Raw genomic sequence first — 15,944 nt, 5'->3', positions numbered from 1 at the left:
GTTTTTTATACACATTTGAATGTGTAAAAGAACCCCCCACCCTTTTTTGGGGCGGGAAACCCCCCCTTCCCCCGCCGCTCTCCTCTCTCTTAAACCCCTTGCATGTGTAGTACAATAGGACAAGCGCGTAAGGAGGCGTTCGTGGAAAAAATCTCTATGTCACACGAGGATTATCTTGAGGCCATCGTCATGCTCGGAGGAACTACCGAGCAATCCGTGCGATCGGTCGATATCGCTGCGAAGATGGGCGTCTCGAAGGCGTCTGTCAACAAAGCGGTTTCTTCGCTCAAGGAAAAGCATCTCGTTGACCAGCCGTATTACGGCGATATAACCTTAACTGAGGAAGGCTACGAATACGGTACCTCTGTTCTCGGCCGCCACGAGTTGCTGCTGAAGTTCCTCACTAAGAACTTGGGGATAGATCCCGAAATCGCGGCAGAGGAAGCCTGTCAGATGGAACACGCCATCAGCGATGATTCCTTCGAGAAATGGGCTGCGTTCATCAAGAAGCTCGACGTGTAGGCGAGTCTTGCCGACGGCTACGGCGGGTGGCTGTTCTCTTTGTTGGCGGGCTGCATGTCGCGAAGTTTGCACGTCGCGTATCCGCCGACCGCCAACGATTCTCGTTCGCAAAGCTTCGGGCCTCTTCCCCGTTTCGGTTTTGAAGACGATCATTCCTGCCACGCCGAGATAGCCTTTCAAGGCTCCGACGAGCTCTATTTTGCCTTTCTCGCCAAGCTCGCGCAGGTTGCCTGCGTTCGCCGGGGTTTTTCGGGGGCTTTTCCCGTACGGAAACGCCCTGTTGACAAGATGCGCATATTACCGATCTTGCATGGCGTCAGTATCTGAAATATGGTATCCTGCGTTCAGCTTCTAGCATTGAACACACCGCAAACGAAACAAGATGCTGAGGGGAGCGGAATACCGTTGGCTGGACAAGCGAAGATAGTCTCGTTTGACGAGGCGAAAACCGTGTCGGGATCCACCCGTCCGTCTGTTGCTGCACCCAAAAGGGCAACGGGAAAACGTCCGTCAGCGAAAACCGCATCCCAGCCTTTGACTTCGAAGGGATCGAACCGAGGTACGGGTGGAAGAAGTGCGAAGGTTTCCAGCGCGGCGGGCGCCAAGGCGAAGCCGAGATCCGATAGGTCGGGGTCGAAGCCCGCGTCCAAGTCGGCGAAATCCGCTGCGAAGACCAAAGCGCCCGCTCGATCTAAGACGGCCTCCCGTTCGTCCCAGAAGGAGGCGAAGGCCCCTTCGCGTTCTGCGAAGAACCGCCAGGAATCTATGGGCGGTTCCAAAAAGCGCTTGTCGATGCCGCGTGCTTCGGCTGCGAATCGAGGTGCAGCGCCCCGTTCGGCCGCCCTTTCGTCTTACGACGGGCGCGGCGACGATGAGATTGAAGAGGAGTTTGAAACCAAGCAATCTCGCATTGAGAGAATGAAGCGCAACGCCGCCAAGAATAAGGCCGGAAAGGCGTTTACCAGGCAGTTCGGCAGCGGAGATTCGGCAGAATCGACTTCGGGCGGAACGCGTGCGGCACTCTACAAGGGCGAGATGGGCCGCAAGCACAAGCAGGCGACGCGCATGCAGGGCAACCCCGGGCAGTCCATGGGCGCCTCGAAGAAGCGCTTTTCGGGCATAAGCCTCAACCCTCGTTCTCCGAAGTTCGTTGCATGTCTCATGGTTGCCGCATGCTTGGTGCTTTCCTGCGTGTTCCTCTATCCGACGGCCAAGCAGTATTACACGACGGTTCGCGAGCACGATCAGCTCGAGGCCGAATACGAGGCTTTGCAGCAGCGCAACGCAACCATTCAGGCGGAGGTTGACAATTTGACGACCGAAGCGGGCATCGAAGACCGCGCGCGTAAGGAATTCGGTTGGGTCAAAGAGGGCGAAAACGCCGCCAACGTGTACGGGCTCGATACCTACGAGGATGACTCGGCGTATAATAAAGCCATTACTCCCGGAAGCGTCGAGGCTCCCGAAACCTGGTATTCTCCGGTGCTGGATCTGGTGTTCGGCGTCGAATAGCGTCCGTTGTACAATCGATAAGGATTAGCCCATGCGCACAAAACGGTATGCCGCCATCGACATCGGCACGGTTACGTGCCGCCTTCTTTTGGCGGATGCAGGCGAGCAGGGGTTGGTCGAGTTGCACCGTGAGGTCGCAATCACCAATCTTGGCGAGGGAGTCGATGCGACGGGCGTGCTCAAGCCCGAAGCCATGGAGCGCGTTGCCATCCAGATGAGGCGATTTCTCGGAATCATCGATGAGTACAGGACTCCCGAGCATCCTTCGATCGACATCATCGCTCTGGCGACTTCCGCGTCGAGGGATGCGGCGAACGCCGGGGAGTTCGTTTCGATGCTCGACGGGATCGGGATCGGTTTGACGGTGATACCGGGAGAGCGGGAGGCGGCGCTTTCGTTTCTCGGAGCGTCGAGCGATTTTATCGGCGAAGATCTCCTCGTCGTCGATATCGGCGGAGGATCGACCGAGATCATCGCAGGCACAGGAGGAAAAGAGCCTGTTTTCAAGCACTCGTTCGATATAGGCTGCCGTCGTGTTACCGAGAAGTTCCTTGCGAGCGATCCTCCGGCTGCCGGCGAGCTTGCCGTGGCAAAAGAATGGACGCGGCAAGCCATGGAGCCGAAGTTCGCCGAACTTCGGCAAACCGGCTTCGCGCCGAAGCGCATGGTGGCTGTGGCGGGTACGGCGACGAGCGTGGTTTCGATCCATGAGCATATGAAGGTGTACGACAGCGCGCGCGTGCACAAGACTGCGGTGGATGCCGCCACGCTTGAAGATGTGTACGCGCAGCTTCGTTCGGTCAACCTTGCCGAGCGCAAGCGGATCGTGGGGCTCGATCCGGGGCGTGCGAGCGTTATCGTTGCGGGCATGCTCATCATGGAAACCGTGATGGAGCTTGCGGGCGTGGGCGAGTTCACGGTGAGCGAAACCGACATCCTGCAGGGCATCATTCTCGATGCCGCCAGAAACGGGAAATAGCCGCAGCGCAGATCGCCGTCTTTTGCTATCATGATGCACGTTCGATGCGGCGCGGCTTGCAGCGACAGGGGGGCGTGGCGGAATTGGCATACGCAGCGGACTTAAAATCCGCCGACTTCGGTCTTAAGGGTTCGAGTCCCTTCGCCCCTACCAATAAGTTGATTCATGCAAGCCAGTCTGCTTGCAGCTCAAACGCGTTGCCGTCAAAGAGATACGGCTGGTAGTGGAAGTAGTCTTTCTCGGTTGCCGGTTTCGAATTCCCGAGAATGAGCAAGTATTCGCTGTCGGGTCTTTGCTCGCACCGCAGCATTCTCAGTGTAAGAGATGCGAAGTCGGTATACTCGCCATGCTCTTTTCCGACGGGCACGTATCCGATCACAACTCGAAGCGGACAATTGATGTGGGCAAGTTTGACCACTTCGTCCATCCAATGTTCGTCGTGGTTTTCGTGTTCGACGGCTGCTTCCAAGTCCCAGAGATACGGTCGAAAGCCATAAGGGGCCTTCTCCTTGATTTCTTCCGAACGGCCTCTCCATGAAACGACGTCGATTCTGTAGTACTCGCGGCTTATTCCGATCTCTTCGGCCTCTCGGGCCTTCAGGGAATCCTCGATCACCGAAGAGATCGTCTTTGTGAAAGCTTCGCTGTTTCGGTAGTCGCGTACGCATTCGTCGCGTCGCGTTTCAAGCGCTTCCAGAAACGATTTGAAGAACTCTTGTGCGTTCATGGCGTTTGTCTCCCGTGTTTTTAGGCGGCAAAACGAGTTTACCGCATTGCCGCCATTCGATGGGACGGCATCGAGCCACGGGGTGGAGGCAACTCGTGACGGATGGCGCAAGCTATGGGCGATTCCTGACGGATCGTTAACGAAAAACGGAAAAAACGACACGAACGGTCGCTGTTTCTTTCGCGGCGCAGTACTTGTGGTACCATTTCGTGAAGTATGCGAACGAAGACGGATAAGAAAGCTTCCATGAACAACATCAACGAGATTGTGGCATCGGTGCAGAAGCAACCCGAAACTTTCGAAGAATACCTCATTTCCTACGCGGAGCAAGTCGGCGAATTGGTCAACTCGTACATTCCCGAGGGCACGCATCCCGATATGGAGCGTTATCTGTACAAGCCGCTGCTTGCCTACAGCAAAAACGGCGGCAAGCGCCATCGCCCCCTCATCTGCTTTGCGGCTTGCCAGGCGGTGGGAGGCGATATGCCCCGTGCAACATCCGCCGCAGCCGCCATCGAGCATTTCCATACCGCGGCGCTCATCCATGACGATATAGCCGATGAGGCGGAGCTTCGCCGCGGCGAGCCCTGCATGCACCTTACCGAGGGCATCGGCCTTGCCATCAATGCAGGTGATCTTGCATTGTCGCTCGTCAACGGCACGGTTATGAACGATCCGCTGCTTGATGATGCGACGAAGGTGCGCGTGGTGACCGAGCTCGTCAATATGACGCAGCACACGATCGAGGGCCAAGCGCTCGATATCGGATGGGCGCGCGACGGGCGCTACGATATCACACCCGAGGATTACCTCGTCATGGCAACGCATAAGACCGCCCACTATTCGGGCGCGGTTCCGTTGGCGGTCGGCGCCATCATCGGCGGCGGCACCGAAGCCGAAATCGAAGCGCTGCGAAACTACGGGCTCGATACGGGTCTCGCATTCCAGATCCAAGACGACCTGCTGAACCTCATCGGCTCCGAAGAGAGCATGAAGAAGGATTTCCGCAACGACATCACCGAGGGCAAGCGCACGCTCATCGTCGTGCACGCCCTGCAGAATTCGCCCGATCGCGATCGGCTCATCGAGATTCTTTCCTCCAAGGAGAAGGATCCGGCTGTGTTGGCGGAGGCGGTTGCCATCATGGAGGAATCGGGCAGCGTGGAGTACGCGCGCAACTATGCGGAAAACCTGACGAGCATCGCGAAGAATCGCCTTACCGATATGGTCAAGCCCTCGCCTTCGCGCGACCTGCTCGTTTCGATGGCCGATTGGTTCGTCAACCGTTTGAAGTAGCGGTTTTGCGGCGGCCCGAACCGCATGTGCGATTTGCGTCGGTCTCGCAATAGTTTTCTAACCGATTTGTGAACGCGAGCAGCTTGGCATTTGCGCTGCGCTACAATACCGCCATGGATACGATTCGCAGACAAGATACCGGGGCGGCAGTCGAAGACGTGCAACACCGTCTTTCCCTGTTGGGCATCCTCGACGAAAGCCAGGTAACGGGCACCTTTGACGAGGCGACCGCCATGGCCGTTCTCACGTTTTGCAAACGCAACGATCTGGGCGCTTTAGACGAAGTGAACGAAAAGGTATGGGCGGCCCTCGTCGATGCCACGTTCTGTCTGGGCGACCGCACGCTGTATCTTCGGATGCCTTATTTTCACGGCAACGATGTGCTGCAACTGCAACAGGCGCTCGGTGCGCTCGGCTTCGCATGCGGAGCGTTCGACGGCATCTTCGGGGCCTACACCGAACTCGCGTTGCGTAAATTCCAACTCAATCTCGGCCTTCCTTCCGATGGAATAGCCGGCGCCATGACATATGCCGCGATCCACAACCTGCAACATTCCTGGGTGGGCAAAGAGGCATCCCCGGCGGCGGGGTACCTCGGCTTCGCTCGCGCTGCCGATGTGCTCGAACGCAATGCGCTCTGCCTGTTCGGTACGCAGGAGTTCACTCGCAGCGTCGCATCGCGCATGTCGAACCTCGCCTTGGCTACCAACCCGGCATCGAAGATACTTTCGGCCGATACGCTGCTGGTGGCTCCCGATGAGTCGATGCTGCTCGTGCACATCGTGTTGCCCGAGGAACAGACTGCGGAAAGCGTTCCCCGCGTTGCCTACGAAGACGACGCGACGCTTGCCCTGCGTCTCGTTTCGGCGATCGACGCCGCCTCCATGCACCCTGCACGCGTAGCGGTGGAGCTTCCCGGCACCGTTTGGGAAGAGGCGGGGGCAGGTCGTTCGGCCCAGCATTTCGCGATCACGTTGCTCGATGCCCTGTGTACGGCGCTCTCGCAGCACTGACGCCGCTAGCGTTTGCGGGGAAACCGTAAGGCAATCATCGGTTCGTTGACGCTTTTCGCCGCGCTTCGCCGCCGTTTCCTATACTGCATAGCATGTACGATGGCCCGCCTTGCGGGCGATGCGTTCTGCTTGCCCGGCTTTCCATGCTCATCGAGGCCGGGCAAACAGAACGACCGATCGAGAAAGGGTTTCCTATGACCGAAGAAAACAATGCCCCGCAGCCTCAGCCGGCACCCCAACCCGTGCCCGAACCGCAGCCGGCCTCCCAGCCCCAACCTGCGCCGCAGCCGCAGCCGATGCCCAAGCTGTTCCGCAGCCCCAGCCTCAGCAACCCTACGGCCAGCCTTACCAGCAGCCCGTGTACGCGCCGGCGCCCCTCATGCAGCTTACCGGCGGCATGAAGTTCGGCTGGCTCGTCATTGGCGCGTTGATGGGCATTCCGGGTATCGTGCTTGCATGGCTTGTCAACGCCGATAAGGCTCCCCAGGTGAAAAGCGATGCGCTCAAGTTCGCCATCATCGGGTTCGTCATCTGGATCGTGCTCGGCATCCTGTTGAGCCTTGCGATCACGGGCATGGTGACCGCTGTCGTTGCCGGCGCCATGGGCACGGTGGGCGGCGGATACCACTACGGCAGCTCTTGGTAGGCGGGTTTGCGACAGCGCCTCGGTCGGCCTGCGTGCGCCGATTGACTATGGGATGCGCCGCCCCGCGAAGGGCGACTGCTCCGTTGCTCGATACCGTGCCTGATCACGCCTCGGAATACGGATTTTGTAAATAACTTGTTGCAAGGAAGGCCCCGATCGGGGCCTTCCTTGCGTGCGATGGTACAATGATCCAGTTTCCCATTAACAAAGGAGTGGCACACAATGGCACGTCCCATGACTATGGCAGAGAAGATCTTGGCCGCCCACGCAGGGCTTGAAGAGGTCGAGCCCGGTCAGCTCATCGAATGCGATCTCGATCTGGTGCTTTCCAACGATGTAACCGCACCGATCGCCGTCAAGGAGTTCGAGAAGATCGGCACCGGCAAAGTGTTCGATCCGACCAAGATCGCGCTCGTACCCGACCACTACGTTCCCAATAAAGATATCAAGAGTGCCGAACAGGCCAAGATTGTCCGCGATTTCGCCAAAGCGCAGGGCATTACGCACTACTACGAAGTCGGGTGCATGGGCGTGGAACATGCGCTGCTGCCCGAGCAGGGCGTTGTGGGTGCGGGTGATTTGATCATCGGCGCCGACAGCCACACCTGCACCTATGGTGCGCTCGGCGCGTTCGCGACAGGCGTCGGTTCGACCGATGCGGGTGTGGGCTATGCGACGGGCAAGGCGTGGTTCAAGGTGCCCGAGTCGATTTTGTTCCGCATCGAAGGCGAGCTTGCCCCCGGCGTTGTGGGCAAAGACGTTATTCTGCACATCATCGGCATGATCGGCGTCGACGGCGCTCTGTATCAGGCGATGGAGTTTACCGGCAGCGCCATCAGGGGCATGTCGATGGAAGAACGCATGTCCATCTCGAACATGGCGATCGAGGCGGGCGGCAAAGCCGGCCTCATCGAAGTCGATGACACCACGCGCGCCTACATGGACGGTCGCGTCGAGCGGCCCTACACCGAATACCATTCCGATCCCGATGCGGTGTACGCGAAGGTCTACGAGATCGATGCCGCCGATATCGTGCCGACGGTTTCCTTTCCGCACCTACCCTCCAACACGAAGCCCGCTGCCGAAGCGCGCGATATCGCGATCGATCAAGCGGTTATCGGCTCGTGCACGAACGGTCGCATCGAGGACATGCGCCAGGCTGCCGAGGTGTTCAAGGGCCGCACGGTGCATCCCGATGTGCGCTGCATCGTGATTCCTGCGACCCAGCAGGTCTACCGTCAGTGCATCGAAGAGGGTCTGACCGACATCTTCCTCGATGCGAACTGCGCTGTCTCCACACCGACCTGCGGGCCGTGCCTTGGCGGTTATATGGGCATTCTGGCAGCGGGAGAGCGCGCCATCGCTACCACGAACCGCAACTTCGTCGGCCGCATGGGCGATCCGACGAGCGAAGTGTACCTTTCTTCGCCCGCCGTTGCCGCTGCGAGCGCCGTACTCGGCCATATCGGTCTTCCGGAAGATCTGGATTAAGGAGCTGCCTCATGCAATTCAAAGGAACCGCGCACCGCTACGGGCGCGATGTCGATACCGACGTCATCATTCCCGCGCGCTATCTGAACACATCTGATCCGGCCGAGCTTGCAAAACACTGCCTGGAGGATCTTGATAAGGAATTCGTGGGCAAGGTGCAACCGGGTGATATCATCGTGGCCGACGAGAACTTCGGCTGCGGCTCGTCGCGCGAACACGCTCCGATCGCCATTAAGGCGGCGGGCATCGATGTGGTTATCGCGAAGAGCTTCGCGCGCATCTTCTACCGCAACTCCATCAATACGGGACTTGCCATCATGGAGTGCCCCGAAGCGGTTGACGCCATCAGCCAGGGCGACGTGGTGAGCGTCGATGCCGATGCGGGAGTGATTGTGGACGAAACGACGGGCCAGACTTTCACGGCGCAGCCCTTCCCCCCGTTCATCAAGGAGATCATCGAAGCGGGCGGCCTCATCAACCGCACGAAGCAGAAGCTCGGCAAGTAATTCGGCAAGCAACCAACCGTTCGAGCGGGGCGCGCTGCAGCGGCCCGCTCGAACGCGCAGCAAGGAGAAACAATGACGGCAACCTACAAGATATGCCTGCTTCCCGGCGACGGCATCGGACCGGAGATCATCGCCGAGGGCGTCAAGGTGCTCGATGCGGTGGGCGCGAAGTTCGACACGGCGTTCGAATACACTGAAGCGCTTCTCGGCGGCATCGCCATCGACGAGACGGGCGAGGCGCTGCCCGAAGAGACGCTGCGCGCGGCCAACGCATCCGATGCCGTGCTGCTCGCAGCGGTCGGCGGTCCCAAGTGGGATACGACCGATCCGGAAAAGCCGCGTCCCGAACAGGGGCTTCTCGGCATCCGTAAAGAACTTGGCCTGTATGCGAACCTGCGGCCCGTGCGCATCTTCAAGGCTCTCGCCGATGCCTCGACTCTGAAATCCGAGATCATCGACGGCGTCGATCTGCTCATCGTGCGAGAGCTCACCGGAGGCTTGTACTTCGGTGCGCGCGAGCGGTTCTACGACGAAGAGGGCTGCGGCGTCGATGGCGCAGCGGGGCAGCGCGCCTACGACACGCTCGAGTACCGCGAGTACGAGATCGAGCGCATCGTGCACCACGCGTTCGAAACCGCCCGCAAGCGTCGAAGCCGCGTTCATTCCATCGATAAGGCGAACGTGCTCGAGACGAGCCGCCTGTGGCGCGAGGTCGCGCACCGCGTCGCTGCGGAATATCCCGATGTCGAGATCGCCGACATGCTCGTCGACAACGCGGCCATGCAGCTCATCAACAATCCGGCGCAGTTCGACGTCGTGGTCACCGAGAACATGTTCGGCGATATCCTCTCCGACGAGGCATCCATGCTCACTGGATCGCTTGGCATGCTTGCGAGCGCGAGTCTGGGCGACGGGGTGGCGCTATACGAACCGAGTCACGGGAGCGCCCCCGACATTGCGGGCAAAGGCATCGCAAACCCGCTTGCGCAGATCCTCTCGGTCGAGATGATGCTTCGCTACAGCTTCAACATGCAGGATGCGGCCGACGCGGTTGCCGCTGCGGTCGAAGCCGTGCTCGATGAAGGCTGGCGGACAGGCGATATCGCGGGCGCCGAAACGCCCGCCGACAAGATAGTCGGCACTGTCGCAATGGGCGATCTGGTGGTTTCGAAGTTGTAAGCCGCTGTTTTGCAAGAAACGCCAAGGGCGGAAGCCGCATGCACGCGGGTTCCGCCCTTGCTGTAGGATATTGCCCTCGAACGGGCCGTGCTATATTCCCGCAGCCGCGTTTTCGCCGGCAACCTTGCCGTAATACAGCGCCATGGCATGGCTTGCCCCCGAGAGCTTGAAGGGGTACTTCACGGCAAAGCGGTCGCCTTGCGAGTTTCCCGACACGTATAGACCGGGGATGGGTTTGCGCTCGGTGCTGATGACGTGCGCGTACTCGTCGGAAGAAAGTCCTCCCATGGTGGTCAGACACAAGCCGACGCCCATGCGCTGCGCGTAGAACGGCCCGTCCTGTACGGGGAACAAGTATTTGGCTTGCTTGCCGAAGTCTTCGTCGACGCCGGATGCGCACAGCTCGTTATAGCGCTCAACGCTTGCAAGGGCGGTTTCTACCTCCATGCCCTCGATCGCTCCGAACAGCTCTTCGAGCGTATCGCCTTTGAATACGGTCTTCCCATCGACTTTGGCATCGATCTCGGCGAGCGTGGTGGGGAAGTCGAGAATGCAATCGCCAACCTGCTCGTCGAGGTGCCCGTCGAAGATGAGAAACGCTTTTCGCTGCGGTTGGCGGTCGAAGACGAGTTCGCAATCGGAGCAGTTGGTATCTTCGTTCATGAATCGCTCGCCGTTGTAGTTGAGACGGAGGTGCGGCGATGTGAGGCCCGATGATGCGTCCATGTCGGCAACGTCGTTGGGACCGCCCATGACATGGCACATCGGCGCCATCATCTGGCTGAACGCAGCGCCTGCCCAGTACCCCATCTTGTAAGCGTCGCCGGTATTGGTCGGATTTCCTTCGACATCCATGTTCGGCCAGGCAGACAGGTTGCCGTTTTCGGCCATCGCGGGGTAGAAGGCCTTGACCATGTCCTCGTTCGATCCGCAGCCGCCGGCGGAGAGGACAACCCCTTTTGCGCAGTTGACTTTTTTGTACATCCCGCTTTCGGAGTTGCGAACGTACACGCCGACGCAGGTGTCGCCGTCCATGATCAGCTGTTCGGCAAAATGTCCGAAATACGCGGCGCCTCCTTGATCGATTCCCTTTTGCAGGTTGGCGTTCACGACGTGTTCGTGATCGGTCAGGGCTACGCGTGTGGGATAGCCTGCCTGCGGTTCATGTTCGTAGTCGACCGAAAGGTCTACCATGGCCGAAATCGATACGGGGTGCTCGTCGGATCCCATCATGGATATCGTTTCGCCCGCGGCGGGGATGTACATATCGGGGTCTCCGTTCACCCACCAATCAAACGAATCGGATTGGTTGCGGATGAAGTTGCGTATGATGGCGTAATTCGTCATCTGGGAGCACTGGTTCCATTCGTCTTCGATGAGGGCGTCCTCATCCATGGTCGCCAGTCCGAGCTGCTCGGTAAGGGTGCCGTTTACGTAGCAGTATTGGGACGACCGAACACCGGGCACCGATCCCTTCTCGAAGCCGACGACCTTCGCACCGGCCTCTGCGGCGGCGCGAAAGGCCGCCACCCCCGATACGCCGAGTCCGACGATGGCGACGTCTGCGTCCAGTTCTTCCTCTATGTCGTCGGCATTGATTTCGGGCGGGGTCGCGGGCCATGGATACGTGGCGCCCCAGGAACTGGTTGCCAACCCATCGGCCCCCTCTGCCGTATTCGCGGCAGCGCCGGTTGAGGATGACGAGCCGCCGGAAGAGGATGGCGAGCATCCGCCGAGCATGGCGGTTCCAACCCCCGCGGCGGTTATCGCTGCGCCGGTTATGAACGAGCGCCGTGAAATACCCGATGCTCCCTTTGCGTAATCAGAGAGTTTTTTCATGATGTATCCCTTCTCCTTCGTTTTTAATGCGAGTGCCGCAAGGTGGCGGCCATTCGAGTCTAGGGATCGAGGAAAAGAGGAGCCATCACCCCAAAGGGTGAGACCGATCACCTTATCAGATCATTTTTCGCGTCAGGAGCCGAGGTCTCTGCAAGCGGCCATGCCCGTGTCTGCCCTGTGCTACAATGCGTGCAGCAGCAAGCTGGGTTGTGAGGGGGCTTTTTGATGGATGGCGATTTTTCCGACAAAGGCGCACAGGCTTGCGGCGAAGGTTCGCTTCGTTTTTCCGATAGCACGCCCGGACGGTTCCGCTTGCGGTTGCTTGCTTTGGCGCCGTTGCTTGCCACGGTGCTTCTGTGTCCCTCCATGAGCAGTGTTCTGCAGGGCTTTTCCAGCATCGAAGGCACCGCTTCGGCCTATATGACTTCGCTGTATGCAATGGGTTTGGTGGGCTCGCTTGCTTTGGCTTTGGCTTCTGCGGCGAATCCTTCGTGGAGCGGATTCGGCGTGAAGGGAGTTGCCGTTTTCGCTGCGGTTTACGTAATTGCCGCCGTGTCGTTTTCCCTTGCGATCTCGTTTTCGTGCCAGAGCGTGCTTTTGTTTCTCGTGCTGGGCGGATTGGCCGGTGCGAGCCTCGTTCCCCTCGGTGTAGAGTGGGTGGCGTGCTTTTCCATGGGGCTTCGCTCCATTATGCTCAACGGGGCCCTCGCTTTTGCGATTGCCTCGATGCTCGTTTGGCTCATATCGCTTTGTCCGATAGAGATCGCCCTGATCGTCTTCTCCGCATGTGCGTTTGTCGGCGGGTTCGGTACGCTGATTCTGGCGTTTCGGTTGCGGCGCTGTTTGGGAGAAGGGGAGCGCCAATCGGGCCTGCCTCAGGCTGCGGCGCCGTTTGCGAGTCCGCAAGGCATCGCGCGTTCCTTCGAAACGGTTCTTTCTCTCATGTGGATGCCTTTGCTCGGATCGTTCATCTGGGTGTTTTCAAGTACGATGGTGAAACACGATGATGCGACGGTGGACTTCGTCTGCGCTCTGTGCGCAGCGGCTCTGGCTTTGCTTCTCTGCTTTATAAAGCCGCGCACCTCCTTGGCGGTGCTCGTGGGGCGCGTGGTCGTCCCTTTGTGCGTTGCGGCATGCGTGGTTCTCAACAGCCTTCCGCCCACGAGCGGCTCTTCGGCGCTTGTCGGCCCGATGGTCGGCGTTCCGCTCATCTTCGTGTCGATATTCGTAGCCTGCTCGCTTGTCGTGGTGGCATCGTCGGGAGAATTCCCTCGGCCGTTCGTGTTCGGTTCCGTGATGGCGTTGCAGAGTCTTGCCATCCTGCTGGCGATGGGTTTGCAATCGGTTTTCGAGTATTACGGCATCGACAACACGGATATCCTCAAGGTCTTGGTGAACGCGTACTTCGCCGCAGTTCTCGCGAGCCTCGTATACACTTCGTGGAAACAGCTTGTTTCGACGAAAGCAGAAAGCGGGTGGGGGGCTTCGGCGGTTCCCGAGGTAGTTGAAGAGGCGTTTCGCGCGCGCCTCGACGCCCTCTCAAGCGAAGCTGGGCTTACCGACCGCGAACGAGAGCTCCTTTTCTACCTTGCCCGCGGGCACAGTTCAACCTATATTGCCAAAACCTTGTTCATATCGTCGAACACCGTGAAAACCCACACCCGCCATATCTACAGGAAGCTCGGAGTCGGGTCTCGAGACGAGCTTCTTGCCCGACTGAGCGAACCTGTTTCCTGAAAAGAGCATGCGCGAGCGCAGCATTCTGGCGGCTCCGTGTCGCATCGGCTGCGTCGCCGGTACCAGCGAGCTTTCCCGCGTCTTTTCCTCCCTGCCGTTCGGTTAGGGTGCCGGTCTTTTCGACTCGCTCGCTTGATTATATGTTGACAACATATATGCAGAGGTATATGTTAACGTCATATAGATGATACCGACAAAGCAATGCTGCGGGTTGTCGGGCGTGCGAGCGGCCGGGCGAATGCGCGGTATTGCTCAGCGAGCGCGTGCGATGCGACGGCTGCAAGGCGACGGGAGGAAAGGCGAATGCCGAGGGGCGATTGTTCGGGCAACGAAGCCCGCAAACCGTGCTGCCGCCGCCGAGGCGGGGGAGGCGGGGCGCTTGTCGAGCCCGCTGCCCTGGCTGCGCTTCTGTATGCGGGCGGGTACGGCTACGATCTTCGCCGAACCATTCTCGAGATGAGCGATGGCGAGGTGGACGCCGATGTGGGAGGCTTGTACCGCACGCTGCGGCGCATGGAGGAAGAGGGGTCGGTCGTGTCGCGCTGGTGCGAAGATGGATCGGGCCCCCGTCGCCGCGAGTACGAGCTGACCGTGCAGGGCGTCGAGCTCGCCGAACAGTGGATCGACGCACTGCGCAGCCGTGAACGCTTGGACGGATTGCTTGCATCGATGTTGGAAGACGGGCTAACCCATCTCGAGGAGAAGAGATCAGATGGTCCGAAAGATGATACGGGAGCGGATCCCGGAAAGGAAGGATAGGATCATGAGCGAAACGATGAAGCTGGCGGTGCCTTCGATGGGCGAGGGCGGTCTGGAGGCCGAGCGGTCGGGCCACTTCGGCCATTGCGATTGCTTCACGATCGTCGACATCGTCGACGGCGAGATAAAGGAGACGTCGATTCTCGCCAATCCCCCTCACGAGGAGGGCGGGTGCCTGCGCCCCGTGGGGCTCTTGGCCGAGCAGGGCGTCGATGCCATCGTAGCAGCCGGCATGGGCGGTAGGCCGCTCATGGGCTTCAACGATGCGGGAATCACCGTGTACTTCGAAAACATGACGCCGAACGTTGGCGATGCGGCCAAGTTGGTCGCCCAGGGCAATGTGCCCGTCATGGGCGTCGAGAACACCTGTCAGCATCACCACTAGGCGATTGGGCGTCATGGAAGACGAACGAAACGAAGCCGATTCGGTCGAGGACGCCCTCGATGTCGATGCGGAATCGTCGGCGACGGGGATCATGCGCATGGTTGACGCGTCCCTTTCCGCGCAAACGCCTCCTTCGTTGAGGAGCTGCCCGCCTCCGGGTACGAGCCGATCGCAGGGTTAGGGCGTCAGACGGCAAACGGGCAAGAGCGGGCGGGTGCGAAGATCGCGCCCGCTCTTGCGTGTAAGGACGCTGTGTGATCGGCTGTCCCAGGGTCGTTGCGCCAACCTCCGGCGTGCAACTCTGGTATCCTTGACGGTATCAGAAAGGCGGCAACGATGGGCGATGACGACAAGAGAACAGGCGGTATCTTCGAGGCGAACAAGGCGAGCTTGATTTTTGCGACTAAGCGGGAGCTTCCGGGCGCAATGCCTCCGTGTGCGGGGTTCGCGCCGCAGAACCCCTACGGGTGGGTAAGCAATGCCATGCCCGCCCCCGGCAAAGACGAAAAATACATCGTCGAGTTCCTCGGGAAAACCACCTTTCGCGTGATCGCTTATTTCGACAAGTTCGCGCGTGCGTTTGCTGTGAATCAACCCATCACGTACCCGCCCGCAACCACGCCCGACCTTACCGTATCCCGCTATTCCGACCAGCCGAGCGGGCCGGTCGAGCGGGGGTGCGTCCAGGTGCTCGATTCCAGCGGGGAGATGCATGTCGTCTCGGAATACAGGTTCGAGCGGGGACGCTATTACATCGAGGGCTCGTGGTTCGATTTCGCTCAGTTCGGGCAAGGTCTGCTGTACGAAGAGTTCGTAACGCGCCTTTACCTTGCGTTCGTGTACCGTCCCGCGCTCTGCGGCACCCAACCGCCGCTTTACGGAATCGGGAACGTATCGGAGGAGTTGCAGAGGGGCAAGCCCCTCGATGCGCTCGAGCGCATAGCGGGCGTTGTGGCGGGCGCCGATGCCGATCCTGCGCTGACGGCACCCGGCATCGAGCGCGCGCTTGCCCGGTGGCTCGGCGAAGCGGGGCTGGGAAGCGATCGCGCAACCGAGCTCAAGCGCATCGCGAAGAGCGATCCTCTGCGGCTTGTTCGAACGAAAAAATATGCCGACACCTACTACCTGGGAACAAACGACGACGAAGCGGCGGCGCCGTTCCGTCGCACGATTTGGGCGCTCGAGGGCGCCCTTAACCGATTCCTCTTGGTATCCGAATCGTTGGGTGATCGGGCTGCCGCGGCTTCGGAATCCGAGGTCGGACAATGGGATTACTATCTGATCGAATCCGTTGCTCGGCAGATGCCGCTTGCAGAGAGCCCGGTCGATGCGCAGGACGCTGCGGCGGGCGAG

15 protein-coding genes, 1 tRNA gene and 1 pseudogene are annotated in these 15,944 nt (G+C 59.7%); 15 read left to right on the top strand and 2 right to left on the bottom strand.

The window, feature by feature from the left end; translation table 11 throughout:
- Positions 1–141: 141 nt before the first annotated feature.
- The 4 genes from C1719_RS12715 (at position 142) to C1719_RS12695 (ending at position 3,166) form a co-directional block, all read left to right on the top strand.
- Positions 142–522: a metal-dependent transcriptional regulator gene (locus C1719_RS12715; protein ID WP_102375449.1), complete on the top strand. Its 381-nt coding sequence runs from the start codon at positions 142–144 to the stop codon at positions 520–522.
- A gap of 765 nt (positions 523–1,287) precedes the next feature.
- A complete protein-coding gene (locus C1719_RS15785) occupies positions 1,288–2,034 on the top strand; it encodes an FtsB family cell division protein (protein ID WP_180963595.1) in 747 nt (248 codons plus the stop codon).
- 31 nt (positions 2,035–2,065) lie between these two features.
- A complete protein-coding gene (locus C1719_RS12700) occupies positions 2,066–3,013 on the top strand; it encodes a Ppx/GppA phosphatase family protein (RefSeq protein WP_102375446.1) in 948 nt (315 codons plus the stop codon).
- Between the two features lie 68 nt (positions 3,014–3,081).
- Positions 3,082–3,166, top strand: a tRNA-Leu gene (locus C1719_RS12695).
- A 10-nt stretch (positions 3,167–3,176) separates the two neighbouring features.
- Here the strand turns inward: C1719_RS12695 and C1719_RS12690 are convergent.
- Positions 3,177–3,740, bottom strand: coding sequence for a hypothetical protein (locus tag C1719_RS12690; RefSeq protein WP_102375445.1), 564 nt, complete (start codon positions 3,738–3,740; stop codon positions 3,177–3,179).
- A 246-nt stretch (positions 3,741–3,986) separates the two neighbouring features.
- Between C1719_RS12690 and C1719_RS12685 the strand changes: the two genes are divergently transcribed.
- The 6 genes from C1719_RS12685 to leuB all read left to right on the top strand — a co-directional run bounded on the left by C1719_RS12685 (position 3,987) and on the right by leuB (position 9,871).
- Entirely contained in the window at positions 3,987–5,036 is a 1,050-nt protein-coding gene (locus C1719_RS12685) for a polyprenyl synthetase family protein (protein ID WP_102375444.1), read from the top strand.
- 83 nt (positions 5,037–5,119) lie between these two features.
- Positions 5,120–6,049, top strand: coding sequence for a peptidoglycan-binding domain-containing protein (locus tag C1719_RS12680; protein WP_342745916.1), 930 nt, complete (start codon positions 5,120–5,122; stop codon positions 6,047–6,049).
- 379 nt (positions 6,050–6,428) lie between these two features.
- Positions 6,429–6,695 carry a hypothetical protein gene (locus C1719_RS12675; protein WP_180963594.1) on the top strand — a complete coding sequence of 89 codons (267 nt, stop codon included), beginning with the start codon at positions 6,429–6,431 and terminating at the stop codon, positions 6,693–6,695.
- Between the two features lie 222 nt (positions 6,696–6,917).
- The gene (leuC, locus tag C1719_RS12670) at positions 6,918–8,186 is read left to right on the top strand and encodes a 3-isopropylmalate dehydratase large subunit (protein ID WP_102375443.1); all 1,269 of its coding nucleotides are present in this window, start codon (positions 6,918–6,920) and stop codon (positions 8,184–8,186) included.
- 11 nt (positions 8,187–8,197) lie between these two features.
- Positions 8,198–8,692, top strand: a complete 495-nt coding sequence (locus C1719_RS12665) for a 3-isopropylmalate dehydratase small subunit (protein WP_102375442.1) — start codon at positions 8,198–8,200, stop codon at positions 8,690–8,692.
- A 72-nt stretch (positions 8,693–8,764) separates the two neighbouring features.
- Complete coding sequence (gene leuB / locus C1719_RS12660; RefSeq protein WP_102375441.1) at positions 8,765–9,871, top strand: 3-isopropylmalate dehydrogenase; 1,107 nt, start codon at positions 8,765–8,767, stop codon at positions 9,869–9,871.
- Positions 9,872–9,961: 90 nt separating this feature from the next.
- On the opposite strand, the gene C1719_RS12655 is transcribed toward leuB, so the two are convergent.
- Entirely contained in the window at positions 9,962–11,710 is a 1,749-nt protein-coding gene (locus C1719_RS12655) for an FAD-binding protein (protein ID WP_102375440.1), read from the bottom strand.
- Positions 11,711–11,935: 225 nt separating this feature from the next.
- Between C1719_RS12655 and C1719_RS12650 the strand changes: the two genes are divergently transcribed.
- The 5 genes and pseudogenes from C1719_RS12650 to C1719_RS15775 all read left to right on the top strand — a co-directional run.
- Positions 11,936–13,447 carry a response regulator transcription factor gene (locus C1719_RS12650; protein ID WP_102375439.1) on the top strand — a complete coding sequence of 504 codons (1,512 nt, stop codon included), beginning with the start codon at positions 11,936–11,938 and terminating at the stop codon, positions 13,445–13,447.
- Positions 13,448–13,750: 303 nt separating this feature from the next.
- Positions 13,751–14,206 (top strand): PadR family transcriptional regulator, encoded by a 456-nt coding sequence (locus tag C1719_RS12645; protein WP_102375438.1) that lies wholly within the window; start codon positions 13,751–13,753, stop codon positions 14,204–14,206.
- Positions 14,207–14,210: 4 nt separating this feature from the next.
- Positions 14,211–14,591: a NifB/NifX family molybdenum-iron cluster-binding protein gene (locus tag C1719_RS12640; protein ID WP_102375437.1), complete on the top strand. Its 381-nt coding sequence runs from the start codon at positions 14,211–14,213 to the stop codon at positions 14,589–14,591.
- Positions 14,592–14,604: 13 nt separating this feature from the next.
- Entirely contained in the window at positions 14,605–14,772 is a 168-nt protein-coding gene (locus tag C1719_RS15780; protein ID WP_180963593.1) for a hypothetical protein, read from the top strand.
- 155 nt (positions 14,773–14,927) lie between these two features.
- Positions 14,928–15,944 (top strand): annotated as a pseudogene (locus tag C1719_RS15775) (hypothetical protein); the annotation flags it as partial.

The sequence above is a fragment of the Raoultibacter massiliensis genome (assembly GCF_900199545.1).
Classification (GTDB): domain Bacteria; phylum Actinomycetota; class Coriobacteriia; order Coriobacteriales; family Eggerthellaceae; genus Raoultibacter; species Raoultibacter massiliensis.
Note: the sequence above shows the minus strand (reverse complement) of the source record. Positions and strands in the feature narration are given on the sequence as shown.